This is a genomic window from Streptomyces sp. NBC_01304, from assembly GCF_035975855.1.
Taxonomy (GTDB): domain Bacteria; phylum Actinomycetota; class Actinomycetes; order Streptomycetales; family Streptomycetaceae; genus Streptomyces.
Map to the genome: position 1 here is coordinate 44,376 of NZ_CP109056.1, position 23,918 is coordinate 68,293.

Consider the following 23,918-nt stretch of genomic DNA (forward strand, 5'->3'; position numbering starts at 1 on the left):
CGGGGCCGCAAGCGTGGCTCTACCCCCGGACCTTTGCGTGCTCGTGCTCGACCTACGGACGCGCGTCTCCGTCGCGGAGCGAGGGTGAGCGGCGAGCCGGCGCCCTGCGAGGGGAGGCCGAGAGTCTTCGCTCTACGCTGCCTGCATGACGTCCCAGGCTCTTGCCACCGTGGTGGCCCACCTTGAAGCCCTTCTCCGTGACTTCAAGTCAGGCGCGAAGGTGCCCAGCGAGGCCGAGGTGACCTGCGCTGCGTACGTGCTGAGAAATCCTGGGGTGCCCACCGATGTGCTCCTTGAAGGGATTCGACTCGCGGGCGTTGACGTCGCACCCCCTGGAGGGGTGTTCGCCCCGGCCGTGGTGCACAGTGCGGGCCTGCTGCGCACGAGCGCTGCGATGGATTCTGCCGAGGGCCAGCGGCTGATCGCGCTGCTCCATGACGTCATGTCCGCCGTGCTCACCGCTCCCCGCAAGGTCGCCGGTTCCTCCTGACCGTGTGCTAGGAGTTGGCTGGTCAGAGCAGGGTTTTCCTGGCGTGTGACAGCGAGCGTGACACCGGTGCGTGACACCTTGAGCAGGATTCTCGGTGTGGTTCGGCTTCGAATCCCCGGCAGTACGAATGACGCGCAAAACTTGCCGCATTGGTGATTCTTGAGTAAAATATGTGATCTGCGGGCTCTTCTCCCACCGAGCTCGCGCCACCCTCATATGCCCCTCCGGCCGACCCACCGCGCGCCCTACCCGCACGATCCGCAGGCGGTCGTGCCGGAGAGAACAGGACAACGTGCACCACACCGACGAGCTCGACGACACCGAGCGCACGACCGACGAACTCTTTGAGGCCATGGCCAGCGGGAACGTCATTCAGGTCATCTTCGGCGACGCCTTCGCGTTTCACATCTCGCTGAGCGGCGTGGCCCTCTTCACCCGCCACGACCTCGCCCCTGAGGAGATCACCGAGTTGGTGGCGGGCACCGCACGGGGCGTCCTCGACGTCGATCCGACACCGAGCTGCGACTCCCCGATCGCCGTAGACCCTGGTGAGGCTGCCCTGCTCGACCGCGCCCTGGCCGCTCGTCGCGCCCTCGTCGGGGCCTGACCCCCGCCGAATCTCTGTCCCCTCTGCCCCGGGAGCCACCTTGGCCAACTACGCCGCAGTGCAGCTGTTCATCTACGACGTGAGCGACACCGACCGCCCGGCGGTCCTCAACGCCATCTGGGATGCGGGCCTTTCCTCGGGCCGGACTCTCGGCACACCCACCACCGTCGATCTGGGCGCCCCCTACAGCAATCACGACGCACCGCTGGGGACGTCAACCGACCTCGCCCGCGCCCTGCTTGAGCAGGCTCCGAGTGCCACCTTCGAGCTGTGGCAGGACGCCTTCGACGAGATCGGACACTACGTTGGCCATGTCCCCCGCCTCGGCGTCCTCGACACCGAGTGCGACGGCCAGGGACGCCCGGTGCTCCGGCTCGACCACATGGTCACGACGCTGTCCGGCCTGCCGGACGGCACCACCGTCGCGTCCTGGCTCGCCAGCGCGGACGGACCGGCACACGCCATCTCCGTCCTCACCAGGCTGCGCGCCCTGAACGCGCAGGCCACCCAGCATCTCCAGATCGCACCGCGGACTGCGGCGGCCACCGGGGCTGCGCTCTGAGTTACGACACGTACGTCACCGGCCAGGTCACGATCGAACCACCGCTGGTCTGGGCCGAGTTCAACGGCAGCCGGTTCGCCGAGTGGCGCCCGCAGCGAAACCGGGCGGTGCTGCTGGATGTGCCGCGTAAGCGGGACTCGAAGGTGCCTGAAGTGGATCAGCAGCAGACTGTCCGGCGAGTCCTGCCGGACGGTGACGACCAGGAGAGCCTCGAACGGCTCGACGACGACCTGCAGGAGCTGATCGACGCGTTCCCCGGGCACACGTTCCGCGGGCGCTTCCAGTGCATCGGCGACAACCACTGGAGCGACATGTGGGGTGTCGCGGTGATCGACGGTCGCGCTGTGCGGGTGAAGCCGACGGTCGTCTGGCCGGACGACGCCCCGTAGCCCGCCCAGGCCCCCCGCGCGCCCGAAGTCCTCGGCGGCCGGCGCCGTACGCGGGCCCGGACCAGGAGCCCGTCCGTCAGAACAGGACGTTGTCGTCGGTCGGCGGGACGGCCCGCTCCGTAGTGGGCGGCCGGTAGTGGATTTCCGTCCAGTCGCTGCGCCGGTAGACGCGCATCTCGTCGCACTGCGGGCACCGCACGGCCCAATGGGTGTTGCACCAGTAGGAGTTGGGCTGGGCGCGTACCCACTGCGACCGCGCGCCCGGGCCTGATCTGGCCTTGCGTGTCCAGGTCGGCTCCGGTGTGTACCAGGTCATCCCGAAGGCCGTCGCGAGCGGGCCGGGGAAGGCGCAGGTGGAGCAGCCGGGGTCGTGGTGGGTGAGCAGAAGGGCGGGCTCCCAGCGCTCCCACCGGATCTCGCCGAGTTCGGGGTCGGACGTCGGCAGCGCCGGCACTATCCGCGGTGCGGCTGCGTCGGTGCTCACCGTCGTCTCCATGAGTTCAGTCTGCCCGCCGGGACTGACAGCGCGGGGCGCGGGCTAGATGCCCTTGAAGGAGACGCTGTTGACGTCGAACTCGAAGTCGTCGGCACGGAACCCCCCGAAGGAGCTGCCGCCGTTCATGTAGTGGGCGATCCCCTGACCGATGACCTTCTTGATCTCCGCCTCGTCCATGGTGCGCGCCAGTTCGGCGGCCTGCTTCCCCGACAGGGCGATGCCGATGTCCCGGTTGCGGGTCGCGTTGGAGCCGCGGATCTCGAAGGTGCCGACCCGGGGGACGGTGGCGCCCATCCCGGAGGATCCGACATCACTGCCGCGCCGTTCCAGTTCGCGGGCGCGGCGCTCGCGGCCCCGTTCGGTGGTCTGGACTTCGGTTGCTTCCTTCTTCAGCTGGTCGGCGTGCTTCTTGGGCGTACGGCTGCCGTCGATCCACCGGGAGACGGTGCGCGGGGAAACGTTGTACGCGGCCGCCATCGCCGCCGTGCTTCCGTCGTACTTGCGGTCACGGACGTGCGCGGCCTGGGTGGTAGATCGTGCGGGCGCCTTGCGGGAGGGGAAGATGAACTCCTTGACCTTGCCGTTGACGCCGGGGCCCTCGCCCTCTTGCTGCCCGGTCATGCGCCGTCCTCCTGGTCCTCATCGTGCTCAGCGTCGTCGATGTCCTCGTCGGCGAGCGGCAGTCCGTCCGTGCTGAAGTGGTGGGTGAGCCGTCCGGGATGCTCACGGTCTTCTTCGTTCTCCCGCTCCATCAGTTCACGCACCGCGGGCATCGGGATGCTGGCCTCGTGCTTGAACTGGCCCGGGCCGATGCCCAGCCGGATCACACCCAGGACCGGCTTGCCCTGCTCCGGCGGGGTGAGGAGCTCGAGGGCCGAGGGCTCCTCGGTGGCGTACATGAGGGAGTCGACGTTGACAGCGAAGGGGGCCCGGCCGGTCTTGTTGAGGGTCTTGCGCATGCGGCGGTGGTTGGCGATCCGGGCCGCGGCGATGATGTGGTGGCGCAGCTCGGGGCGGTAGGACCAGTCCTCGACGACCTTCTTCATCCAGGTCTCGTCGTCCATGTACTTCGCGGAGGCGGCCCACTTGCCGATGCCGCCCTTGTAGATCGCCTTGTAGAGGGTGGCGAGGATCAGGGCGTCGCCGGCCTCGGTGTCGGCCGGGTCGATCTGCTTGTGCGCGGCGTACGCGGCGAGGAACTCCTCGGGGTCCTGGCCGTCGCGCAGTCCGAGAGCGGCGTAGGCGCGCTTGTAGGCCTCGCGCAGCCGGTTCGTCCACTCCTTGAGGATCGGCAGGGTGAGGGTGGAGAGGTAGGCGTCGGTGATGGTGGTCGGGTCGAAGCCGTACTCGGCCGCCATGTAGGTGACGGTCGGGGTGGCGTACCAGCCGGGGCCGGTCGGGCGCCTGCCGTGGAAGGTGGCCGGGTGCGGTAGCAGCTCCTCGACCTCCAGGGCGGTGAAGTCGCACCACCACAGGCCCGCCGGCGGGGACTTGGGGTCCCAGGCGGGATTGCTCACGTACTCCAGGGGGCCGACGGGCAGGCGTAGGGACGTGGTGACCGAGAGGTAGGAGGCGCACACGTCGACGGCCACCGCGTACGGCATGGCGGACTCGTTCTCGGTGAGGGGCCTGGCCCACCACTTGAAGTCCTCCTCCTCGCACACGGCCTCGCCCTTTGCGAGGGCCTGAACGGTGAGAGGGTGGCGGGCGCCGGCCGCCCAGGGGATGGTCGTGTCCTGATCGGGCAGGGCGCCCTCTCGCAGCCGGTACCGGCGCTCGCCCTGGTCGTTCTCGTACGGCTCAAACCGCGGGCGGACGGCGTCCAGGAGCAGCTTGCTGGTGGTGGCCGGGGTGATGCCGGGGGCGATTCCGAGGTCGGCGACGTACGCACGGACGCGGCGGGCGAGCGTGGCCGCGTCGAGTTCGCCGTCGGGGGTGGTGGCGAGCTGGACGATCATCTCGCTGGTCTTCTGCTGGCGTTCGTTGCCCTGGCCGAGCCAGGGAGCGACCACCACGCGAATCGAAGTCTTGAGGCCGCCCGGGGCGCCCGGGCGGCGGTAGGCCTGGAAGGTCGGGCCGATCTCCTCGGAGATTTCCATGCCGGCGGTGTTCGCGGCGGTGGCCAGCTTCTTCTGGAGGGCGGCGAGGGCCTTGTCGGTGGTCGGGAACGAGGCGGGCAGGCCCAGGGTCTTGAGCGTGGCAGCCGAGAGGCACACCATGCCGTCGCCGGGACGACCGGCGTCGTGGATCCGGTCGATGCGCAGCGGCAGGCCGGTGCCGAGCCAGTGGAACCAGTCGGCCAGCTTCGTGCCCGCGGGCGCCGGCACCTGGTCGACGTCGAGCATCCAGCCGTCGGTGCTGCTGTCGAGGGCGACGGCGGGCCAGCGGATGGGGCGCTTCACCACGGGCGCGGTGGTCCTGGTCGAGCGAGGCGCAGCGCTGCGGCCTCCTCGACGCGCGGGAGTTCCCTGGGCGCGGCCCTGGTACGCGGGGGCCGGCCGCGGGCTGGCCAGGTGGCGTGCCGGCTGTTCCTGAACGGGAGAACGGCTCGTACTCGTGTCCGCAGGAGCGACGGCCTGAGGCACGGGGGCCTGCTGTTCCGCGCGCAGACGCTGCAACTGTTCGATCTTCGCGGCCCGGGACTGCGGGGTGCACGCCTTGGGGCAGCGCTTCCACTCGCTCTGCATCCGGGTGCCGCGTTGGACCCACTCGACGATCCACCCCGGCTTGTCGGAGCCGATGCAGCCGTCACAGCCGGCCAGGCGTACGCCAGCCATCATGCTTCCTGCCCTTGCGGTCGTGGTTCGAAGTCTGGGGAAGGCGCTCCGTGCCCCTGAGTGCTTGGGAGCTTAGTAAGGCGGGAGTTGTGCGTCACAGCCGGACAGGGCGGCCAGGGCCGCCCCGTCCCGCACTGTGCACGGCGGGCGAGGGCTGCTAGCCCTTCGCCGCCTCCTTGAGCTTCGAGCCCGCGGACACCTTCACGCTGTACCCGGCGGGCACGGTGAGCGGGGCACCGGTCTGGGGATTGCGGCCGGTGCGAGCGGCACGGTGAGTGCGCTCGAAGCTGAGGAACCCGGGGATGGTGATCTTCTCGTCGCCCTTCGCGACGATCTCGCCGACGGTCTCGGCGAGCGCGGCCAGTACGGCGTCGGCGTCCTTGCGGGTCACCTGGGCGCGGTCGGACAGCGCGGTCACCAAATCGCTGCGGTTCATATGTGCACTCCGTGTGGTTTGTTCCTGATTGAAGACTCGCAGTCATGCTGCCAGGCCCCACTGACAATCCAGGGCCCGGCGACTCCACCACACGGTATCACGCGTAAAACTTGACCGCAGGTGAAACTTGAAGTTACTTTTTACGCGTCACTCGATCTTCTGGCCGGCGCCCCCTTCCGCCTCACCCCGCCCAGCCCTGGCCTCCCCGAAAGGACTCCTCCGATGAGCTCCGCCGCCATATCGGCCGTGCCGCACTTCCGCTTCTCGTTCTCCCGGCCTGCCCACCGCACCGAACAAGCCGGCCAGCCCCCGCGCCACGTTGACGCCTGGAAGGCCATCGCCTCTGCCGTCGACGGCGCGGCCGCCGCTCTCCTGCCCATGAGCGTTCTCGGTGCGCCCGGCCCCGGCGTCGGCCTCCGCGCTCGCAACTCGCTGATCCGCGGCCACCTGCTGCTCCGGCGAGTTCAGGAGCGCAACGCGAATTACGTCGGCCAGGCGCGCACCCCCTGGGGCAGGCTCCTGCGGCGCCGTAAGACCGCGGACCTCCGCCCGTACCTGACGGCGTTCATCGAGGCCATCGCCTACGCCCACATGGTCGCGGACGGACAGCCCGCGTCTGCCGACCTGCCGGTCCTCCTCCAAGCCAGTGGCCGCCTTCCTCTGATCCAGCGGTTCCGCCAAGACCGGCTGGTCGTCCACGGCATCCGCTGACCTCCCCCGCCCCTCCCGGTCGACAGTCGAAAGGCAGACATGCACACACCCGAACCCCACGCCGTGCCTGCGGCCTCCGCCGCGGCCTTCCGCGCGGCGATGGACGGAGTCGGCCACGCGCGCGAGACGGCCCGCACGGTCGCCCTCGCCGTGCTGGCGGATGCCTGCGACGGAGACGTACGCCAGTACCTCCGGTCGCCCGGCGCCCTCAACAGCCGCGTCACTTCCCGCTTCGGGACGGTTCGGATCGTCCCGGAATCTGACGGCGATCGCGCGCAGTCGGACATCACGGTCAGCCCTGCGGCGTACGAGCGCATCAGTGAGCACCTGCTCGAGGAGTGCTTCCACGACGAGGAGTGCACGTGCCTCGAGGATCCGTGGCCTGCAGTGCAGGACCTGCCGCGCGACACGGAGATCAAGCTCCTCGACATTGGCGGCACCGTCCGCGGTACGGCGACTCGCTCCCCATTCGGTCGCGGCGACGTGGCCCTCGTCCTCAACAACCAGAGCGTGATCGAGACCGCCGAGATCCTGCGGATCGCCGCGCAGACTCCCGATCTCGCATAGCCGCCCACTCCGCGGCCGACCGCCTGCCGCGCCGCCCCTCTCACGCCCGCCCAGTTCCCAGTTGTCCATCAAGGAGGACCGTCATCCCCAACACAGAAGTCGAAGCAGCACTACACGCCCAGTTCGACCGCCTCGGCCAGGCCCTGGCCGTCGTCTTCAACGATCTCCAGGTCGAGGGCGGCCGGTGGATCCATGAGGTGGAACGAGGGTGGACGCGCTTCGGCCACGTCCGGCTGCTCCACCCCTCAGGCATCGGCATCGCCGTCTACCAGATCAACACCCACGAGCGGCTGACCGTAGGCGGGATCTTCCCCGGCGTGGGGTCCGCCCTGAGCTCGGACACCATCACCCTGGGCACTCACCGTCCGCCCGAGCGACTGGCCAGGGACATCATCCGCCGCGTCCTTCCCGGATACCTGGCGAAGATCGGCGAAGCCCTTGAGGAGGCCGCCGAGGCGGAGCGCCACCGCCAGGCCCGCGTTGTCATGAACGAGCGCCTCACGCAGGTCCTGCCCAACATCTCCCGCGGGCACATTTCGCCGCACGAGGCGACCGACCGCAAGAGGTCCTACTGGCCAGGCGGGGTGCGGAGTCTCGATCCGCGTCCCGCTATCGCCCAGGGGGAGGTCAAGCTGAGCACCGATGCCCAGTCGATGGACATCAAGATGTCCGAAGTGCCGACCGCGCTGGCCTTGCGCATCCTGGCCCTGCTCGATCCGCGGGACGCTCTGGAAGGGAGGGTCATGCCGCACGCCGTGAGCCCTGCCCCGCGCGAACTCGCGCCGGCCCCCCGCACGATCGTCGGCCAGGTCGTCGCCCGCTCGCCCGGCAGGAACAGGCATCAGGCGACGCTGCCCGAGGCCGGGAACCACACCAACCTTGAGAACGCTCCCCTACCGCAGCGGGCATCCACACCTCACCCGCAATGACGCGTATAACTTGCCCGCCTGCTCATTGATCGGTACTCTATAGGCGTCACCCGGCGAGCATGCGGCGCCTGGCCAAGCCGGGGTGACCTCGCAGAACTGACCTCAGCCGCACGGCGTTTGGCCGCAGCAGAGTTCCTGGACAGCTACGCCGCCCAGCTCGACTCCCATCGCGCCGCGCTCGCCCTCGCGCGCCGTGCCGTGGCCGACATCGAGCAGCGGCTCGGCAAGGTGCACGGTCAGCTCGCCGCGTAGCCGTTCGGGCGCTGCCCGTTCTCTGCTTCTCCGTCTACCTGCCTGGAAGTGATCCTGATCCCCCGATTCCCCACCGTCCGCGCCGATTTGGACCTGCCCGGTGTCGGCCAGCTGGCGATGCGGGTGACCCGCCTCGATCACGGACATGTCCGGTACACCGTCCGCGGCCCCCATCTGAGGGGGACCTTCGTGGTGATCCCCGAGGCGCTGGCCGATGGGACGCTGCTGCCCAGCACGGTGCGTGTCCAGTTCGGCGACCACGGCGAGCCGATCGACGGCGATGGGTCGTTCTACTCGTATCCGCGCCCCGACGAGCCGGTCGTCTTCAATGTCCGGATTCATGGCTGGGCAAAGCGCATCAACCCCGACGAGCCGCCCGCAGGCTGGTTCCTTGACCGCTATGCGACCTGCCTGCGCGACAACGGGGTCCAGCGCGAGCTGAGCACTGGGGTGCGGCGGCGTACGGAGAGCGTGCTCCGGGCGCTCGTGCGGCACTGGGCCGTGCGACCGGACCGTACCGAGCTGATCACTGCGGCGGCTCGGCGCGAGGGCGACTACCTGGCTAAGCACGAGGCGGGCAAGGCGGAGGTCCTGGAGGCCGAGATCCGCGAGCTGGCCGCACAGCGGCAGCTGGCGCGGACGCGCCTGAACCAGGTGCTCGGCGTCATCCGACGGCGCGCGCTGACCGTCCGGCCGGCCGACCCGCTGGGCGTGAAGGTGCCGATCGTCACCGGAAAGGGCGAGTCCCTGGGCGCCGTCACGGTCCGGGAAGTCGCGGTGAACGACCAGGTCGCCGGGACGGTGGTGTACGAGGTGACGGGTCACAGGCTGAACGGCCGCTTCACGGTCGGCCGCGAGCACTTCCGGCCGCTCCCGGTCCCGGTCGGCCTGCGCGTCACCTTCGGCCACGTCCAGTCCGCCAACGACCACTTCACGCACGAGCGGGAGCATGCGCCGTGGGTGAACGGCGTGTGCATCAACAGCTTCTGGGACCTGGACGTCGCGGAGGGAATCACGCCCACCACGCCGGAGGACCTGCCGGCGCGGGCCAGCACCGGGGTCCGAGCCGGGATGCGCCCGGCGTGGCCCACCCGGCAGCGCACCTCTGCGGTCCTGCGTGTGCTCGCCCTGCGCTACCTCGCGCGTGGTGACGTCGAGGCGCTCCAACTGGCCGCGGCGAAGGCCCAGGCCCCCTACCAGCGCGGCATGTACCGCCGGGAGCTGCGCGAACTCCGCGCCCGTCAACGCCACCTCGAGTCGCTCGCGGCTGGCCACCGCTGTCGCGAGCAGGCCTACCGGGCCCTGCTGGTCTGAACCCGATCCCCACCCGCACCACCGGGCGCATGCCCCGACCCGCGTACGTTCCAACCCACTTGGAGATTTCATGCCCGTGCCACCGCGTACCCCCACGAGTACCGAGACCGCCCACCTGAAGAAGGCCTGCCGCGACCCCAAGGGGCTCCTGCCCGATGGAGTGTCCACGCGCCTGCTGAAGGCGATGCTCGACGCGGGCTACATCTACCGCGCGGACGCCGACGGATACCGGATCGCGGACGCCAACGCGCTCGACTACGACGGCGTGACGACATGGCGTATCACGCTGCCAGGGCGCCGCGCGGTCCTGACCCGCGCCCAGTGGCGTGCTCTGAGCGAGCAGGTGGGGGCGGACGGAGCCTTCACTCCCAAGGTCAACTACGTGACGCGGATGACGCTGCAGGCCCTGCGCCTCGCCGAGTTCCGTGACGGTGAGGGCCGTCTTCGGCCGACCGACGGCTCGACGGGTCTTCGCGGCCCGCAGTTCGGCGCCTTTCCTACGGCTGTGGGCCGGGACCTCGCCGAGCTCGCCCGGGGCGAGGCGGATGGGTGAACGAAGCCAGTGAGGGTCACCGACGGAATGCGACTACCTGCGATCTCGGAGCTCCCACCCCGTGATAGGTGCCGCGAGATTGCATTGCGAATCCCATCCTGATCGCCCGAGATCGAGCGGGAAAGTTGCGCTGGAGCAACCGGGCCGCGGTTCAGATCGTCCCAGCGGGCATGACGACACGCGGCACGCCGTTTCCGCGGCCCATGCCAGACTGGCCGTACTGCACACATGGGGCGGACCCCGGAAGCGACCCGGTCGGCTGCCGGGGCCGCACGGTAGAGCCGTACGCTGCATGCCTGGCTCACCTAGCAGACGATGAACGGACCGCCTACCTCCGTACACTGGATCTAGGCAGCGACCTTGACCACCGCGGCACCCCCGTCTCAGGTGAGCTGCTGGAGCAGCTCTTACATCAACTGCATGATCCCGCCACCGGTCGGCACCAAGTCGGCCACGCCCAGTTCGACGGGGCGCAGTTCTCCGGAGTCGCCTGGTTTTACAGGGCGCACTTCTCCGGCAACGCCGTGTTCGACGGGGCGCACTTCTCAGGCGACGCCATGTTCGACCGGGCGCAGTTCTCCAGCCTCGCCCGGTTCGACCGGGCGCAGTTTCCCAGCGTCGCCCGGTTTTACGGAGCGCAGTTCTCCGCCGACGCCCTGTTCGACGGGGCGCAGTTCTCCAGCGACGCCCAGTTCCACGAGGTGCAGTTCTCCCGCGTCGCCCGGTTTTATGGGGCGCAGTTCTCCGGCGACGCCGTGTTCGACGGGGCGCAGTTCTCCAGCGACGCCCGGTTCGACGGGGCGCAGTTCGATATAGCTTCCCAGCTAGGCCCACTGCTCTGCCGGGGAACCCTCGGCCTGTCCGCGGCGCGGTTCGGCAGCCCTCTGACGCTCGAGGCGGCCACGGCGCGCGTCGACTGCCAGCGCACACGTTTTGACTCCACTGCGGCACTGCGACTGCGCTACGCCACGGTGGACCTCAGCGACGCGGTCCTGGAGCATCCGCTGACCATCACGGTCAAGACAGCGCCCTTTACGAGCATCAACACCGGAGAAGCCTTGCCGGAAGGCGAACTGGTTGGCTCCGATCCGGCCGTGCGCATGGCGTCTCTGAGAGGTGCGGACACGGCGCACCTGGCGCTGCACAACGTGGACCTGTCCGGCTGTCTACTGTCCGGTACGGTGCACCTGGACCAGCTCCGCCTGGAGGGCGACTGCCCCTTTGCCCTCGCCCCGTCGGGCCGACGATGGACCGCGCGACGGACACTGGCCGAGGAGCAGCACTGGCGCGCCGCTCAAGGCGAAGCCGGATGGACCGCGGCCCCGGCCGGAGCCGATGCGGTGGGGCCGGCGACGCTGGCGCCGGTGTACCGGCAGCTGCGGAAATCCTTCGAGGACAGCAAGAACGAGCCGGACGCCGCGGACTTCTACTACGGCGAGATGGAGATGCGCCGCCACGACCGCACCCGGCCCCGCGCCGAGCGCGCGCTGCTGGCTGCGTATTGGGCGGTGTCTGGGTACGGGCTGCGGGCGGCCCGCGCGATGGGCTGGCTGCTCGGCGCGATGGCCGCCACCGTGCTGGTGATGATGTTGTGGGGCCTGCCCCTGGGTGCACCGCAATCCGCGACCACCGGGCAGCTGACCGGCCAGGACATCACCCTGACCACCGACGTACCCGATCCGGTCAACCCCAGCGGTCCGCTCCGCTCCCGGATCACCACCGATCGGTGGGAGAAGGCGATGCGGATCGTGGTGAACTCGGTCGTCTTCCGCTCCTCCGGCCAGGACCTCACCACCGCCGGCACCTACACCGAGATGGCCTCCCGGCTAACCGAACCCGTGCTCCTCGGCCTGGCCGTCCTTGCCGTCCGCGGCCGCATCAAACGATGAACACCGGCCCCGCCATTCCGCCACCCGAGCCACAGAATCTCGTCGATGGACCGGTGAGACCGTGCGGTGAGTTGAGCGCCGCCCAGGCCCGAGCAGGGTGCGGCTGATCCGAGTGTCGGGGCCCTGAAATGGCTGTGCCCCGGGCCGCGTACCCGCTGGGGGCAGAGGCAGACACCGGGGCTTACCAAGCTGTGCCCCGGACAGTGGTGCCGGGGGGTGGCAGTGACTGCTACCCGGGGCTTACATGATCAGTCTACGGTCAACTCGGCTGTATCGCACGCGAACTACCCGCTCTGGGATCATATCCCGTCGGGTTGCAGGGCGGGTCAGCGGGCCGGCGGCAGGCGCTCGTCGGCCCATTGGCGTGCCCGTGCGATTCGCGCACGGTTCCAGCCGGGCTCCTTGGGCAGCGCGCGCAGGAACCCGCGCAGTTCGCTGGCCGGGATAATCGTCACTCCGGAGCTGATGAGGCCGCCCGGCGGTACCTCGGCGTAGTGCACGGCGATGATCGCCTGCACGTGGGTGCCGAGAACCTCGGCTGCGCGGCCTGCTTCCCACAGCACGGTGTCGAGGGTCTTCTGCTGTGGGTGACGGCCGTACCAGAGCTGCCCGTGGCGCAGTTGGACCCTCGCCCGTTTCGCCTTCCAGGTCTTCGTGTCCACGTAGACGGGGCCGCAGCGTCCGAGGACGAGGTGATCCAGGTTCGCCCTGGAGCGCGGTATCTGCCGATCGTGCAGGACTGCCCAGGCCCCGAATCCGAACCACACCAGTGGTGCGAGGATCCAGCGGGTGCGCCGCTCTCCGGCGGCTCCGGTTGCCCAGGTGCTGCCCTTGCTGCGGTAGATGCGGCGCAGGGCCAGCGCGGTGACCACCACGGTGACGGCCAGGCCGGCGTGCGGGCTGGTGAGGGTGGCGGTGAGGTAGCCGAGCCCGAGGGCGAGAGGCAGGACGAGCAACGGCAGGGCCCAGCTGGCGGTGCGGTGCTGCTTGCGGCGTTCGGCGGCGCGGATGGTGTCGGCCATGGCCTGGGCGCTCGCGCCGGCGCCGGTACGGCGCCTGGGTCGCGTGGAGGGCGTGGAGGGCATCCCGATCTCCTTGGGAATCGTGCACGTACGGAGATCGCGATGGTGTGGGTCCCGGGTTGTGGACAGAGTCCGGCGTCGGCGGCTGCGGGAGGTCTGGGCGCCGCGGTGACGGAGCCGGGTCGTTCCAGCTCCGTCACCGCGGCGGTCCCGGTCAGGCGATGTGCTTCAACTCCCACAGTCGCAGGAGTGAGTTGGGGCTGTAGGCCCATTCGGTGCCGCCGATGAGCGACTGGGCGACGATGTACTGGTTGCCCTGCCAGAGCGGTATGAGCGGGACGTCGCGGGCCATGGTGTGCTGGACGCCTTCGAGGGCCGAGGCGGCGTCGGTGCGGTTGGCGGAGAGGCGGGAGCGGGCGAGCGTGTCCAGGACGCTCTTCGGCCCGTAGGGGACGTACATCGGGTTGTCCTTGCCGACGAAGGGGCCGATGAAGTTGTCGGCGTCGGGGAAGTCGGGGTACCAGCCGAGCCCGAAGGCCTCGTAGGCGCCGTGTGACGCCTTCTCCTGGTAGTCCTGCCAGTTGTCGACTGCCTTCACGTCGACGTCGAAGAGCCCGCCGGCCTCGAGTTGCTTCTTGAGCACGGCGAACTCGGTGCGCGTGGTGGGTCCGTAGTGGCCGGAGGTGTACGTCAGGGTAAGCGGGACCGGCGTGGTGACGTCTGCTGCGGCGAGCTCGGTGCGCGCCTTGTCGATGTCGACCTCGCTGTACTGGTCGAAGAAGGCGGTGGTGTGGCCGTCGATTCCTGCCGGGACAGTCGAGTAGAGGGGCTCGACGGTGCCGGCGTAGACGGTGCCGGCGAGTTCCCCGCGGTCGATGAGGTGCGCCATCGCGCGCCGCACGCCCGCCTTCTCCAGGTTCGGGGCCCGCGTGTTGAGGATGAGTGCGCGGACCTCCTGGCCTCGCATCTCGAGGACCTTGATGCCGGACTTGGTGTCGTCCCTGGCCTGCAGGTCGCTGATCTGGTCCTGGGTCAGCCCGCGGTGGACGACGTCGATCGTGCCCGCCTTGAGGGCGGCGAGCATCTGGTCGTTGTTCTTGAAGTACCGCACGCGCACTTCGTCGTTCTGCAGGGACTCGGGTCCGCGGTAGTCGGGGTTGGCCGTCAGGACGGCTTCACTGCCCGCGCGGTACTCCGACAGCACGTACGGGCCGGACCCGGTGATCTTTCGGGTGGGCCGCGCCTTCTTGGCGGGGTAGTCGCGGTGGTCCACGATCGCGGCCGCCGGGGTTGCCAGGGCGAACGGGAAGGTCGCATCGCCGCGCTTGAGGTGGAAGGTGACGTCGCTGCCCTTGGTGGTGATGTCCTTGATGCTGGCCAGCAGGGAGGACGGGCCGAGCGGATGCTCCATGGTGCGCACCCGGTCGATGGAGTACTTGACGTCCTTCGCGGTGACGTCCTGGCCACTGCTGAACGTGAGGCCGGTCCGCAGCGTGCAGCGGTAGGTCACGTTGCCGAGGCCGACCCAGGTGCAGGATTCGGCCGCATCGGCGGTGGGTTCCTGGCTGCCGCGCTTGTAGGTGAGCAGGCTCTGGGTGGCTGCGCTGAGCAGTGTCCAGGTGCCCGTGTCGTAGCTGGCCGTGGGGTCCAGCGAGTCGAGGGTGTCGGTGGTGCCCACGACGATGATGCGCGGCTTGTCGGCGTCACCGGCCAGCGTCCCGCAGCCGGCGGTCATCGTCATCAGGCCGGCGAGCGTGAAGACGCTCGCTCGGGTGGACCAGTTCACAGCTTCTTCTCCTTTGCAGCGCGTTCGAGTGCAGCACTCGGCGGACTGATCTCCACGCGCCACGGCCCCCGCCATGTAGAGCGAGGTGTGGGCCTCGCTCCGCATCCAATCTGAATCGCTGCAGCAAATGACTTTGGCATATCCCACAAGTGGGCGCCAGGGCTGTCCGCGGAGCTGCAACCTCCTGGGGGCCGCCCGTGCTTGGTGATATCGGGCAGAGTGGATCTTCCTGTCACGGTATGCCTCTCTGGTGCGGGAAAGGTGGTCGCCCCTCGCCGGCGGGCGGGTCTGCCCTGCGGCGAAGTGCGCGCGGATCTCGGCTCGTCCGCCGCGCCGCGATTGCGGGGCGCGGTCAGCTGGCTTCGGGGCCTTCCTGCTGGACAGGGCCCGGTCCGGCGCAGTGTTCCGGGGTCACGGGGTGCAGGTGCGGCGCGGCGTCGCCCGGGTCCTCGGCGTAGGTGGCGCGGGGCAGTTCCAGGGTCTCGCTGTAGCGCAGGACGACCTCGTCGAAGGTGATGCCGGCCTTGTCTGCGGCGGCGGTGGCCTTCTGCTGCCGGTGGAAGGCGAGCGTGTCGCCGTCCTTGATGTAGGTGCCGAAGGCGCTGACCGCTGCGGTCAGCAGCTTCTCGCGGTGGGGGTCCATGTGCCGTTCCTCTCTGTGTGGTTCGTGGTGCGGCCGGGCCTGTGGGTGGTGACGGGCGCGCTGGTGCTCAGTGCGCCGTATCGGGGAGCTCGGGCGTCGGCCGGAGTTCGGAGCGCCCCAGCCGGATCCCTTCGCGCCGGTTGCGGCCGAGACGGAAGGCGTGCGGTGTGCGCCTTGGTGGCGAAGTCGGCGTGCGCCGATCGCGACCAGGGCCTCGCGCAGCCAGGCGGATGGGTCGTTGCCGGCTCGAGGCGCCGGCGCGCCGAGGCGGATGAGCTTGTCCTCGACGTAGCGGTGGCCCTGCTCCTGGCTGCGGACCTTCTGGGCCGCGCGGTCGGAAGCACGCAGGTTCGCGGAATCCAGGACGGGATCACCAGCGAACCCGCTCGCAGATCGCCTCCAGCACGTCACTTCGGCGGCGGGTTCCACTTGCACCAGCTCCGTCCCGTGGGACTCCAGAAGCTGTCAACTGCCGGCAGTAGAAGGGACATACTGGTCCAGTGCCGGGTGGAACGAAGCGCGCCAAGTCGCCGTGTGAGTACGTGATTTCGGGAGAGTGGCCCAATGCGGTACTGGAGGACTTCCTTCCTGCTCGCGTGATGCAGCATGCCTGCCGAAAGCTGGACGAGGTCATGATCGGAATGGAACTCAGCGCCAAAGCCTTGGCTGAGCTCAGCGGCGTGAATCGGCAGTGCATCACGAATGTGAGACGTGGATGGGCGTGGCCGGACGTACTTACCGTGATCAACCTGGAGCAGGCGCTCGGGACCATGCTCTGGCCGGTCGATGACCCCGAGTACCGCGCCGAACTCGTCGCCCGCAGGACCGCGTCGAGGGAATTGCGAAGTGCAACCGGCTGAGCAGGTACAGGCTGTAGACCAACAAGTTGGTGGCTCAGCACCAGGGCGAGGCTGTCGGGATCTCTGCGAGGTCCCGAAAGGCAGCGGCTCCTGCCGTACGATGCTCACCGGTCGGCCCCGTCGCCATCGCACGAAGGCAGGCGGCAGTGGTTCATCCGCTGGTGATAGTCGGCGGCCAGTTCGCCGATCACGCCCCGGACCGCCTCGGGCACCGTCTCATCGAGTTCGGTCTGCCCCTCAAGCCATTCGTGATCGGCGTCGCCCGCCCCGGGGTCGATCACGTGCACGCTGACGCTCGGACCGGTGGTCTTGACGCCGTTGATGTAGACGGTGACGTCGGTGGCGTTGTCGGGGTCGCGGTCGACCACGATGTCGATCCGGTCGGCGGGTTGGGCGGGGCGCAGTTCGTAGCGGAGCTTGCCGTGCACGCGGATCTCGTACGTGCCGGTGCGCGGGTCGAGTTCGCGCAGGAGGGGCCAGTGCCGGGGTGTGCCGTGGTCGAACTGGTGCCAGGCTTCCAGCGTCGGAACCGGCGTTCCGGTCAGGTCGTAAGCGCCGTTGTGGCGGGTGGCGAGGGTCAGTTCCTGGCGCAGGCGGGCGATGACCCGGGTGTGGTTGCGGGCGATGGTGCGCACGGACGGACCTTCCTCACGGGAATCGGGCATGGGCGCATGCGAGTAACTGGGCGGTCGGGCCCGGCCCCTCGATGAGGTCGAGGGACCGGGGCCCCGGCGCTGCTGTGCGCGGCGCCGGGCGAGACGGCCGCTTGCTTGCTGCTACTGGGGGAGGTTGAGGACGACGATGGTCGGCCGGTCCGACCTCTTCGCAGCGCTCACGACGGCCGTGAGTGCATCGGCCAGCGACGTCGGGTCGTCGGCGAGCTCGGAGGACGACAGCGGCGAGCGAGCAGGGGCCGCGGATGCCGCAGTCTGGGGCTGCGCCTCGCAGATCGTGCGGAGCAGCAGCTTGGTGAGGGCCTGCTCCTGCTGCGAGACCTTCGCGCCCAGGGCGCGGCCGGGGATGGCCTCGTGGGCGATGGCGGTGAACTGCAGCGCAGTGAGGCGGTTGATGCCCTCGCGGGTGGGATAGCCGTCGAACTTGCGCCAGAAGGCGTCGAACCCGATGGCGATCGCCGTGTTGAGTGACTCGGTGAACGTGGCAGTTCGCTCGCGGCTCGCGCGGCCGGTGGGCTGGGAGATGTAGAGAGCGTCCAGGATCTTCCTGATCAGGTCCTCGGTCTCGGTGCCTGCAGCGGTCGCGCCCGGGACCCGCTCGCCGATGCGCTGGGCAGCCGCGACCATGTCGGCGCGGGTGAGGTTGTCGAGCCCGTGGTCGGTGAGAACGCCGTTGAACTCGTACAGCCGGACCGCGGCCGCGATGAGGAGTGACTTGCGTACGCGGTTGTGAAACTCGGCCGGGTTGTAGGGGACCTTGTCGAGGTGCTGGGCAAGCGGAAGCGACGGCAGGGCCATGGAACTCCAGGTGGTTTGAGCGGAAGGAAGGAAAGCCTTCCCCCTTGACGCGTATATCTTACCTTGAGAACATGCTTCAAGACAAGTTTTACGCGTCGCTAATTCGATGCGGGCAACGCCCCGATGCTCGCGGGACGCCACAACTGACCGCTAGCTACACCAGGCCGCTGTGAGCACTCACTGCGGTGCTCCGGCCCGACCGACCCATGAGGAAGACATGCCGCACACCACGTACTACGCGCCGCGACCGAGACTCCGATGGCTGACCGCGCCGTTCGTTCTGGCCGACCGCGCCTTCCGCCCCTCCCGTCCGGGGCGGATCAGCGATGGGGCGATCGAGGCGGCGCAGATTGCCAGGACAGCCATTGGCCTCGCCGCTACCGCGTGGATGGTCTACGCCTACCCGATGCAGCAGTCGGTGTCCGCGGTCGCCAAAGACAAATTCCTGGAGATCCTCCTCAGCGCTGGCGTACTGGTGGTGGCCGGCCCCGCGCTTCTGGTGCTCTTCGCGACCGCGGCCAGAGCGCCGGCCCGGTCGCTGTACCTCCGCCGGCTCAAAGGGCCCATGACCGGGTTCGGCGCTCTGTTCATCTCGGTGGCCATCTTGTACGTGCTGCTCCAGAACGACGGCGGCACTCAGATGTCCCTGCAGTTCGGCCCGTTCGGCCAGTTCGTGTTCCTGCTGGCCGCCCTGGCGGCGGTGCTGTTCGCGGTGCCGTTCGGGCTCACCGCGGCGTTCCTGTGCGTCCACTACGTCTTCCGTACCGCGGACGTGCACGAAGTTCTGCCCCCGCTCATCTCTCCCCTGCTCGTCTGGGCGACGCTCGGCCTCCAGCTCCTCGAGGACGCGCCCGCGTCGGCAGCGCCGCCGGGGATACGTCTGCTCTTCCTCATCGGGCCGGCCCTGTCCGTCACCGCGTTGTCGCTGTGGGAACTGCGCCGCCTGCGCGTCCGCTTCGGCAGAACGATCCGCGGCGCGCTGCATCGCGGCCGCCGGCCTCAACAGTGGTAGCCCCCGCCGGCAACTCCCCCGCACCATCCGGATACGCGCTACTTCCCGGATCCTTCGACCCTCACGCTCACCCGCGTGGGACAGTTGCCTCGCTGTCCCGCCACCACCTACACCTGGAGACGGACTGTGTCGGACGAAGGCGCCCCGGCCCGCGTGGATGCCGCCGTGAACGCCGGTAACGCGACGCCCGCCGCCCGCCGGCCGCTGGTCGTCTACGGGATCACCAAGGGCGGCCAGCCCAAGGATGACCGGCCCGGTTTCAGCGCCGCCGCGCTCATCACCACCCAGTACTTCGCCACCCGCGGCTACAAAGTGCGGGGCATCGACGCGGACCCGCAGGGGCAACTGGACTGGAAGACCCAGCAGTAGCCCGCGTCCCCAGGCCCCCGCGATGCCGTCGCGGGGGCCTTCCGCATGCAGGGGCGTGAGACAGACCCGGACGGCCGGCCCTGCGGCTGTCACGCGGCCGCGCCCGGTGCCATCTGGTAGCGCTCGCGGTTGCGTACCTCGCGGTCCGCCTTACCCATGAGGTACGCGAAGACTCGTGCGCCGTACTCGTCGGCGTCGGCGTATCCAGGGTCCTCAGTCATCTGATGCCGGTGGTCTCTGTAGTGATATGTGACAACTGGTAGCAGTTCTCCCGATGAGCGCCCCGTTACCGACATTACGTACACATAATCCTCCCCTTTCCAAAGTCCGCCGTGGCCCCCGCTCGCCCTGGCCACATCGGTGCGGGTGAGCAGCATCGCGTGGCCCAGCGGGGGCTTACTGGCGGGCGAAGCCCAGTACGTCCACACGTCGCCGGCTTCATGCCGTCCTGGAGGAGTGGGGCATGCCCAGGTCTGCAAAGTGCCGTCGCTGAGCATGTCAGCGGACCATCCCGCCACCCATCCCAACCCGGTCTGTACCGCGTGGTGATAGCGCACGGCCAGGGAGTCGGGCGGAAGTCGATCATCGTCGTCTACGAAACAGACGTACGGGGCCGTGACGTCGTTCAAGGTGAGGTTCCGGGCAGGCGCGGCGCCCGGTTTGGGGCGCGGGCAGATCCTCGTCCGGGGGTCGTCTGTGATCTCTTGGGGTATGCGGGCGGGGTCTGCGTCCGGGCCGTTGGGGGCGATCAGCAATTCGAAGGGCACGCTCTGCCGGGTGAGGCTGCGGTAGCTCTCGAGGAGGTAGCCCATGCGGTGCGGCTCGAGTTGGGTCGGGATGATGACGGCGACCTGGGCGTCGGGACGTCGGGGCACGGGGACCTTCCAGGGGGTGGAGGCGGACGGGTTCATGCCGCGCGCCGGGTTGTCGGGGGTGCTGCGCCGGGCCGTTGCGCCCAGGGCCCGATGACGTACTCCTCGGGCAGGGCTATGAGGTGCAGGCCGGGCTCCAACGAAGTCCGGAATACGCCGAGTTCAGCTGCAGTAAGGGGTGGCTTCGGGGCCCGGGTGGCGGCGGCCAGGAGGCGATCGGGGGCTTTGTCGGCGGTGCCGGCCGGGCCGGTCCACCGCAGGGCGAGCATGCTGTGGCCCTGGCTGGACTGCCATTCGGGCAGGCCGGGGCGGGCCCCCGTGGTCCAGTGCGCACCGGGGTCGATGATCACGATGGGGAAGATGGCGCCGATGCCGTAGCAGGCCGCCTGAACGAGGGGGGTCATGGCTCCTTCCGGGGTTGGCCCAGCTGGCTGCCGTGCGGCGGGTGTCCTCGCGTATCGCCCGGCAGCCGGCTGTGGTCGCGGGTCAGTTGGGGACCGGGACGGTCTTCTCGGCGGGCGCGGCGGCGCCGACCGGCTCGCCGAAGGCGCTGAACGTGAGGTCCGATCCGGCCTTGCTGCTGGACTCCTGCTTGATCAGGTGCGGTTCGCCCGTGGTGGCCACGTAGAAGGTGCCGGTGCCGCCCTCGGCGGAGATCTGGAGCGGGATGACGGGCTGGCCGTCGAGCTCGGTGACCGGCTTCTTGGTCATCTTGACCGAGGCGGTGTCCGGGTCGGTGAACTGTTCGGAGTGGCAGTAGCTGGCGAGGGCCTTCATGAGCGGGTGCTTGTCGTTGCCGTGCAGCCACACGTTTGCGTTGATGGTGGTGCCGGCCTCGCTGAGCTCCTTGGCGAGGGTGGCGTCGGGCTTGGCCCAGATGTCGCTGTTCTTGCGGATGATGTCGAACGACCCGCGGTCGCGCTTGTCGACGGTGCCGACGCATTCGGTGGCGGACACCTTGAGGTCGGACGCGGTGTCGGTGCGCTCCATCGTTTCGTGGGCGGAGCCTGCCGTGGCGTTGGCCTTCATGGCGGCGTTGTAGATCTCGGCGGCGGTCTTCTTCTCAATGCCGTTGGCCTGCGGCTTGTCCTCGTTCGCCGGGGTGGACGCCTTGGGCCGGTCCTTGCCGTGGTCGGTGTTGTTCGCGTCGCCGTTCTCGCAGGCGGTCACGGCCAGGACAGCGGCCGCGCAGGCGACAGCGCCGAGCTGCAGGCGGGCCATGGGGGTTCGGGTGATGTGCATCGTGTCCTCCGGGACGTTGGTGGAACTGCCAGTTGGGGTCGGAATCGGTCATGGGGCGGGTGCGTGGCGGGGTTCGTCGGCGCCGGTGTCCGGGGGCGATTCGGCGGGGGCCCGGCCGGGGGTGCGCAGGTTGAAGCGGGTGATCGCCCAGCGGAAGAGGAAGTAGTAGATCGCCCCGTAGGCGGCCGCGATGGGCAGGAGCAGCAACGGCCGGGTGGCGATCGAGTAGTTGAACAGGTAGTCCAGGCCGCCGGCCGAGAAGACGAAGCCGTGCCTGATCTCCAAGAGGTTCACGAGAGCGAGGCTGAGCCCGGTGAGTACGGCATGAATCACGAACAGAACCGGGGCGACGAACACGAAGGTGAGCTCGATCGGCTCGGTCACCCCCGTGACTGCACACAAGATCGCGGCGGGCAGGAGCAGGGCGCCGACACGGCGGCGCTGGTCGGGGTGGGCGCAGCGCCACATGGCGAGGGCTGCCGCCGGAAGGCCCGCCAGGGCCACGGGGTAGAAGCCGGTGAGGAACACGCCCGCGTCGGGATCGTGCGCCTGGATGAAGCACGGGACGTCGCCCTTGATGCCGTTGCCGCAGTCGCCGGTGAGGAACCAGACGACGGCGTTCAACGGCTGGTGCAGGCCGATCGGGGTGAGCAGCCGGTTGAGGAGGCCGAAGAGCCCTCCCCCGACGACGGCATGGTCCGCGACGGCTTCGGCGGCTGCGGTGAGCCCATGGTCGACGGTGGGGTAGGCGAGGCCGAGCAGGGCGCCGGCGATCGTCGCGGCGAGGGCGATGATCCCGTACGCCGCGAACTGCGGGATGCGGGGGCGTCCGGCGACGCGCTTCCAGATGGCCATGGCCAGCAGCCCGCCGATGATGCCGGCCAGGGCTCCGTACGGCATCCGCGCCGGAGGGGTGTCGAGCTGGCCGGCAGCCAGGGGTGCGAAGACCAGGATCACCTTGGCGATCACGAGGTAGGAGACGAGGCACGCCAGGACCGGTCCCGCTGCGTCCTTGGCCCGGTTGAGTCCCAGGCCCAGGCCGACAGCGAAGAGCGCAGGGAGGTTGTCCAAGATGGCCGCGCCCGCGCTGGAGATGACCTCGGGTGCCCGGTGGAGCTGGTCGAAGCGGCCCAGGAGGTCGTCCTGGCCCAGGCGGAGCAGCAGGCCGGCCGCGGGCAGGGCCGCGATCGGCAGCGCGAGGCCCTCGCCCATACGGCGCAGCCGCTCCATGGGCGCGCTCGCGTCCGCCGACGTCGGCGCGTGCTCGTGCGGCGCCGGGGCGGGCTGCTTGGTCCGCGCGAAGGGAAGCGTCACCACGCGCGCAGCCTCCGTGTCCTGGCCTGGCAGTCCATGCGACTCTGGCTCCTGATCAGCTCAAGTAGGGGAAGACGTACGGGGGTTCAGCGCACGCAGGCGGTGACGTACGCCGGGGTGGCAATGCGGATGTGCAGGTGCTGCTCGGCCTGGCGCAGGCGTGCGCTGCAGCTGGCCGGGGTGGGTCCGGTGACGACCAGGTGGCCGAGCCGGTCGCCGATGGTGGCGTCGGTGCCCGACCTCACGTGGTCGCCGGTCTGGTGGGTCCACACCTGGCGTTCCACCCAGTGGCCGCTGATGTCGGAGTGGACGGCATCGAGGCGGCCGGTGGCCTTGGGGTAGTGGAATTCGATGGCGGCGCTCTGCTGTCGGGTGACGGTCAGGTCGGGCTCGGCGCCGGTGGCCAGGGCCGCGCTGATCTGCGGGAGGCGGATGCCGGTGGCGAGTTGGACCAGGCGGGGGATCAGGTCGCCGCCCATGCGCGCGTTGATTTCGATGATGCGCGCGCCGCGGGCGGTCAGGCGCAGCTCGACGTGCAGGACGCCGCGGTTGATGCCGACCGCGTTGACGGCGGAGTTCACCACGGTGCGCACGGACGCGTCGGTCAGGAGCGGGTCGCGGGCGTCGACGAGGTGCGCGGTTTCCAGGAAGGCGGGCTCGGCGCTGAGGCTCTTGCGGGTGATGGCGACGATGTGGATGTCGCCGGGGCCGGTGACCACGCATTCTGCGCTGATCTCGGGGCCGTCGAGGTACTCCTCGACGAGGACGCCGGCCGCCCCGTTGATCTCCAGTCCCATGAGGGTGACGGTCGTCGCGGCCCGGTAGTGGGCGATGACGTCCTCGGGGCTATCGGCGCGGCGGACGCCGGAACTGCCTGCCATTCCGCGGGGTTTGACGACGACCGGGTAGCCCACGGCCTGGGCGGTCGCGATGGCATCGGCTTCGCTGGTGACGGTGTAGGAGCGGGCGGAGGGCACGCGGTGCTCGGCCAGGAGTTGGCGGGTTCGGGCCTTGTCGCGGCAGGCGGTCACCGCTGCCGGGTCGGCGCCGGGCAGCTGGAGGGCGGCGGCGAGGTGCGCGGCGAGTTCGACGTGGGTCTCGAGGTAGGTGGTGATGCCGGCGACCGTGTGGTGGGTGGCGATCTCCTTGATGGCAAGTTCGGTTGCCTGCCGGTCGTGCAGGTCGACGATCACCTGCTCGGCGACGTGCAGTGCGGCCCAGGCGGAGGGTTCGTTGTCGATGAGGACGAGGCGGTGCTGGGCCGCGAACTCGGCCAGGGCGAAGGATCTGTAGGCCTCGTCGCCGGCGCCCAGGACGAGCAGGACGGGCTGGGTGTTCTCGGTCATGGTGGGTG

28 protein-coding genes and 1 pseudogene are annotated in these 23,918 nt (G+C 69.5%); 14 read left to right on the top strand and 15 right to left on the bottom strand.

Features of this window, described 5'->3' with window-relative positions; genetic code table 11:
* The first annotated feature begins 145 nt into the window (after positions 1 to 145).
* From OG430_RS47760 to OG430_RS47775, 4 genes are all read left to right on the top strand, one after another.
* Positions 146 to 490 carry a hypothetical protein gene (locus OG430_RS47760; RefSeq protein ID WP_327359568.1) on the top strand — a complete coding sequence of 115 codons (345 nt, stop codon included), beginning with the start codon at positions 146 to 148 and terminating at the stop codon, positions 488 to 490.
* 292 nt (positions 491 to 782) lie between these two features.
* Positions 783 to 1,097, top strand: a complete 315-nt coding sequence (locus OG430_RS47765) for a hypothetical protein (protein WP_327359569.1) — start codon at positions 783 to 785, stop codon at positions 1,095 to 1,097.
* Between the two features lie 40 nt (positions 1,098 to 1,137).
* Complete coding sequence (locus OG430_RS47770) at positions 1,138 to 1,659, top strand: hypothetical protein (protein ID WP_327359570.1); 522 nt, start codon at positions 1,138 to 1,140, stop codon at positions 1,657 to 1,659.
* Positions 1,660 to 1,703: 44 nt separating this feature from the next.
* Positions 1,704 to 2,048 carry a DUF6205 family protein gene (locus OG430_RS47775; RefSeq protein ID WP_327359779.1) on the top strand — a complete coding sequence of 115 codons (345 nt, stop codon included), beginning with the start codon at positions 1,704 to 1,706 and terminating at the stop codon, positions 2,046 to 2,048.
* 76 nt (positions 2,049 to 2,124) lie between these two features.
* On the opposite strand, the gene OG430_RS47780 is transcribed toward OG430_RS47775, so the two are convergent.
* From OG430_RS47780 to OG430_RS47795, 4 genes are all read right to left on the bottom strand, one after another.
* Positions 2,125 to 2,532 (bottom strand): hypothetical protein, encoded by a 408-nt coding sequence (locus OG430_RS47780; RefSeq protein ID WP_327359571.1) that lies wholly within the window; start codon positions 2,530 to 2,532, stop codon positions 2,125 to 2,127.
* A 54-nt stretch (positions 2,533 to 2,586) separates the two neighbouring features.
* The gene (locus OG430_RS47785; RefSeq protein WP_327359572.1) at positions 2,587 to 3,165 is read right to left on the bottom strand and encodes a hypothetical protein; all 579 of its coding nucleotides are present in this window, start codon (positions 3,163 to 3,165) and stop codon (positions 2,587 to 2,589) included.
* On the bottom strand, positions 3,162 to 5,324 hold the full coding sequence (locus tag OG430_RS47790; protein WP_327359573.1) for a hypothetical protein: 2,163 nt from the start codon (positions 5,322 to 5,324) through the stop codon (positions 3,162 to 3,164). Before OG430_RS47790 ends, OG430_RS47785 begins: the two co-directional genes overlap by 4 nt.
* Before the next feature lie 154 nt (positions 5,325 to 5,478).
* Positions 5,479 to 5,757, bottom strand: a complete 279-nt coding sequence (locus OG430_RS47795; RefSeq protein ID WP_327359574.1) for an HU family DNA-binding protein — start codon at positions 5,755 to 5,757, stop codon at positions 5,479 to 5,481.
* 222 nt (positions 5,758 to 5,979) lie between these two features.
* Between OG430_RS47795 and OG430_RS47800 the strand changes: the two genes are divergently transcribed.
* The 7 genes from OG430_RS47800 to OG430_RS47830 all read left to right on the top strand — a co-directional run bounded on the left by OG430_RS47800 (position 5,980) and on the right by OG430_RS47830 (position 11,972).
* Positions 5,980 to 6,468, top strand: coding sequence for a hypothetical protein (locus tag OG430_RS47800; protein ID WP_327359575.1), 489 nt, complete (start codon positions 5,980 to 5,982; stop codon positions 6,466 to 6,468).
* A 39-nt stretch (positions 6,469 to 6,507) separates the two neighbouring features.
* Positions 6,508 to 7,035 carry a hypothetical protein gene (locus OG430_RS47805; protein WP_327359576.1) on the top strand — a complete coding sequence of 176 codons (528 nt, stop codon included), beginning with the start codon at positions 6,508 to 6,510 and terminating at the stop codon, positions 7,033 to 7,035.
* Between the two features lie 197 nt (positions 7,036 to 7,232).
* Positions 7,233 to 7,964, top strand: a complete 732-nt coding sequence (locus OG430_RS47810; protein WP_327359577.1) for a hypothetical protein — start codon at positions 7,233 to 7,235, stop codon at positions 7,962 to 7,964.
* Positions 7,965 to 8,081: 117 nt separating this feature from the next.
* On the top strand, positions 8,082 to 8,216 hold the full coding sequence (locus OG430_RS47815) for a hypothetical protein (RefSeq protein WP_327359578.1): 135 nt from the start codon (positions 8,082 to 8,084) through the stop codon (positions 8,214 to 8,216).
* A gap of 48 nt (positions 8,217 to 8,264) precedes the next feature.
* Positions 8,265 to 9,530, top strand: coding sequence for a hypothetical protein (locus tag OG430_RS47820; RefSeq protein ID WP_327359579.1), 1,266 nt, complete (start codon positions 8,265 to 8,267; stop codon positions 9,528 to 9,530).
* A gap of 70 nt (positions 9,531 to 9,600) precedes the next feature.
* The gene (locus OG430_RS47825) at positions 9,601 to 10,083 is read left to right on the top strand and encodes a hypothetical protein (protein WP_327359580.1); all 483 of its coding nucleotides are present in this window, start codon (positions 9,601 to 9,603) and stop codon (positions 10,081 to 10,083) included.
* Between the two features lie 341 nt (positions 10,084 to 10,424).
* Entirely contained in the window at positions 10,425 to 11,972 is a 1,548-nt protein-coding gene (locus OG430_RS47830; protein WP_442816778.1) for a pentapeptide repeat-containing protein, read from the top strand.
* Between the two features lie 326 nt (positions 11,973 to 12,298).
* On the opposite strand, the gene OG430_RS47835 is transcribed toward OG430_RS47830, so the two are convergent.
* The 3 genes from OG430_RS47835 to OG430_RS47845 form a co-directional block, all read right to left on the bottom strand.
* Positions 12,299 to 13,057 carry a nuclease-related domain-containing protein gene (locus OG430_RS47835; protein WP_327359581.1) on the bottom strand — a complete coding sequence of 253 codons (759 nt, stop codon included), beginning with the start codon at positions 13,055 to 13,057 and terminating at the stop codon, positions 12,299 to 12,301.
* Positions 13,058 to 13,208: 151 nt separating this feature from the next.
* On the bottom strand, positions 13,209 to 14,780 hold the full coding sequence (locus OG430_RS47840; RefSeq protein WP_327359582.1) for an ABC transporter substrate-binding protein: 1,572 nt from the start codon (positions 14,778 to 14,780) through the stop codon (positions 13,209 to 13,211).
* Positions 14,781 to 15,132: 352 nt separating this feature from the next.
* A complete protein-coding gene (locus OG430_RS47845; protein WP_327359583.1) occupies positions 15,133 to 15,852 on the bottom strand; it encodes a hypothetical protein in 720 nt (239 codons plus the stop codon).
* 71 nt (positions 15,853 to 15,923) lie between these two features.
* Here OG430_RS47845 and OG430_RS47850 point away from each other — a divergent pair, with 71 nt between their 5' ends.
* Complete coding sequence (locus OG430_RS47850) at positions 15,924 to 16,283, top strand: helix-turn-helix domain-containing protein (RefSeq protein ID WP_327359584.1); 360 nt, start codon at positions 15,924 to 15,926, stop codon at positions 16,281 to 16,283.
* A 104-nt stretch (positions 16,284 to 16,387) separates the two neighbouring features.
* On the opposite strand, the gene OG430_RS47855 is transcribed toward OG430_RS47850, so the two are convergent.
* Entirely contained in the window at positions 16,388 to 16,948 is a 561-nt protein-coding gene (locus tag OG430_RS47855; RefSeq protein ID WP_327359585.1) for a hypothetical protein, read from the bottom strand.
* A gap of 111 nt (positions 16,949 to 17,059) precedes the next feature.
* On the bottom strand, positions 17,060 to 17,755 hold the full coding sequence (locus tag OG430_RS47860; protein ID WP_327359586.1) for a hypothetical protein: 696 nt from the start codon (positions 17,753 to 17,755) through the stop codon (positions 17,060 to 17,062).
* Positions 17,756 to 17,972: 217 nt separating this feature from the next.
* On the opposite strand from OG430_RS47860, the gene OG430_RS47865 reads away from it, so the two are divergent.
* Positions 17,973 to 18,767, top strand: a complete 795-nt coding sequence (locus tag OG430_RS47865) for a hypothetical protein (protein ID WP_327359587.1) — start codon at positions 17,973 to 17,975, stop codon at positions 18,765 to 18,767.
* 126 nt (positions 18,768 to 18,893) lie between these two features.
* Positions 18,894 to 19,136, top strand: a complete 243-nt coding sequence (locus OG430_RS47870) for a hypothetical protein (protein WP_327359588.1) — start codon at positions 18,894 to 18,896, stop codon at positions 19,134 to 19,136.
* Between the two features lie 89 nt (positions 19,137 to 19,225).
* On the opposite strand, the gene OG430_RS47875 is transcribed toward OG430_RS47870, so the two are convergent.
* From OG430_RS47875 to OG430_RS47900, 6 genes and pseudogenes are all read right to left on the bottom strand, one after another.
* Positions 19,226 to 19,357, bottom strand: coding sequence for a hypothetical protein (locus tag OG430_RS47875; protein ID WP_327359783.1), 132 nt, complete (start codon positions 19,355 to 19,357; stop codon positions 19,226 to 19,228).
* Between the two features lie 300 nt (positions 19,358 to 19,657).
* Positions 19,658 to 20,047 (bottom strand): annotated as a pseudogene (locus OG430_RS47880) (glycosyltransferase family 2 protein); the annotation flags it as partial.
* Positions 20,044 to 20,412, bottom strand: coding sequence for a hypothetical protein (locus OG430_RS47885; protein WP_327359589.1), 369 nt, complete (start codon positions 20,410 to 20,412; stop codon positions 20,044 to 20,046). The gene OG430_RS47885 and the pseudogene OG430_RS47880, both read right to left, overlap by 4 nt.
* An 82-nt stretch (positions 20,413 to 20,494) precedes the next feature.
* Complete coding sequence (locus OG430_RS47890) at positions 20,495 to 21,250, bottom strand: hypothetical protein (RefSeq protein WP_327359590.1); 756 nt, start codon at positions 21,248 to 21,250, stop codon at positions 20,495 to 20,497.
* A 48-nt stretch (positions 21,251 to 21,298) separates the two neighbouring features.
* On the bottom strand, positions 21,299 to 22,567 hold the full coding sequence (locus OG430_RS47895; protein ID WP_327359591.1) for a PTS transporter subunit EIIC: 1,269 nt from the start codon (positions 22,565 to 22,567) through the stop codon (positions 21,299 to 21,301).
* Between the two features lie 83 nt (positions 22,568 to 22,650).
* Positions 22,651 to 23,910 (bottom strand): ATP-grasp domain-containing protein, encoded by a 1,260-nt coding sequence (locus OG430_RS47900; protein WP_327359592.1) that lies wholly within the window; start codon positions 23,908 to 23,910, stop codon positions 22,651 to 22,653.
* Positions 23,911 to 23,918: the final 8 nt, after the last annotated feature.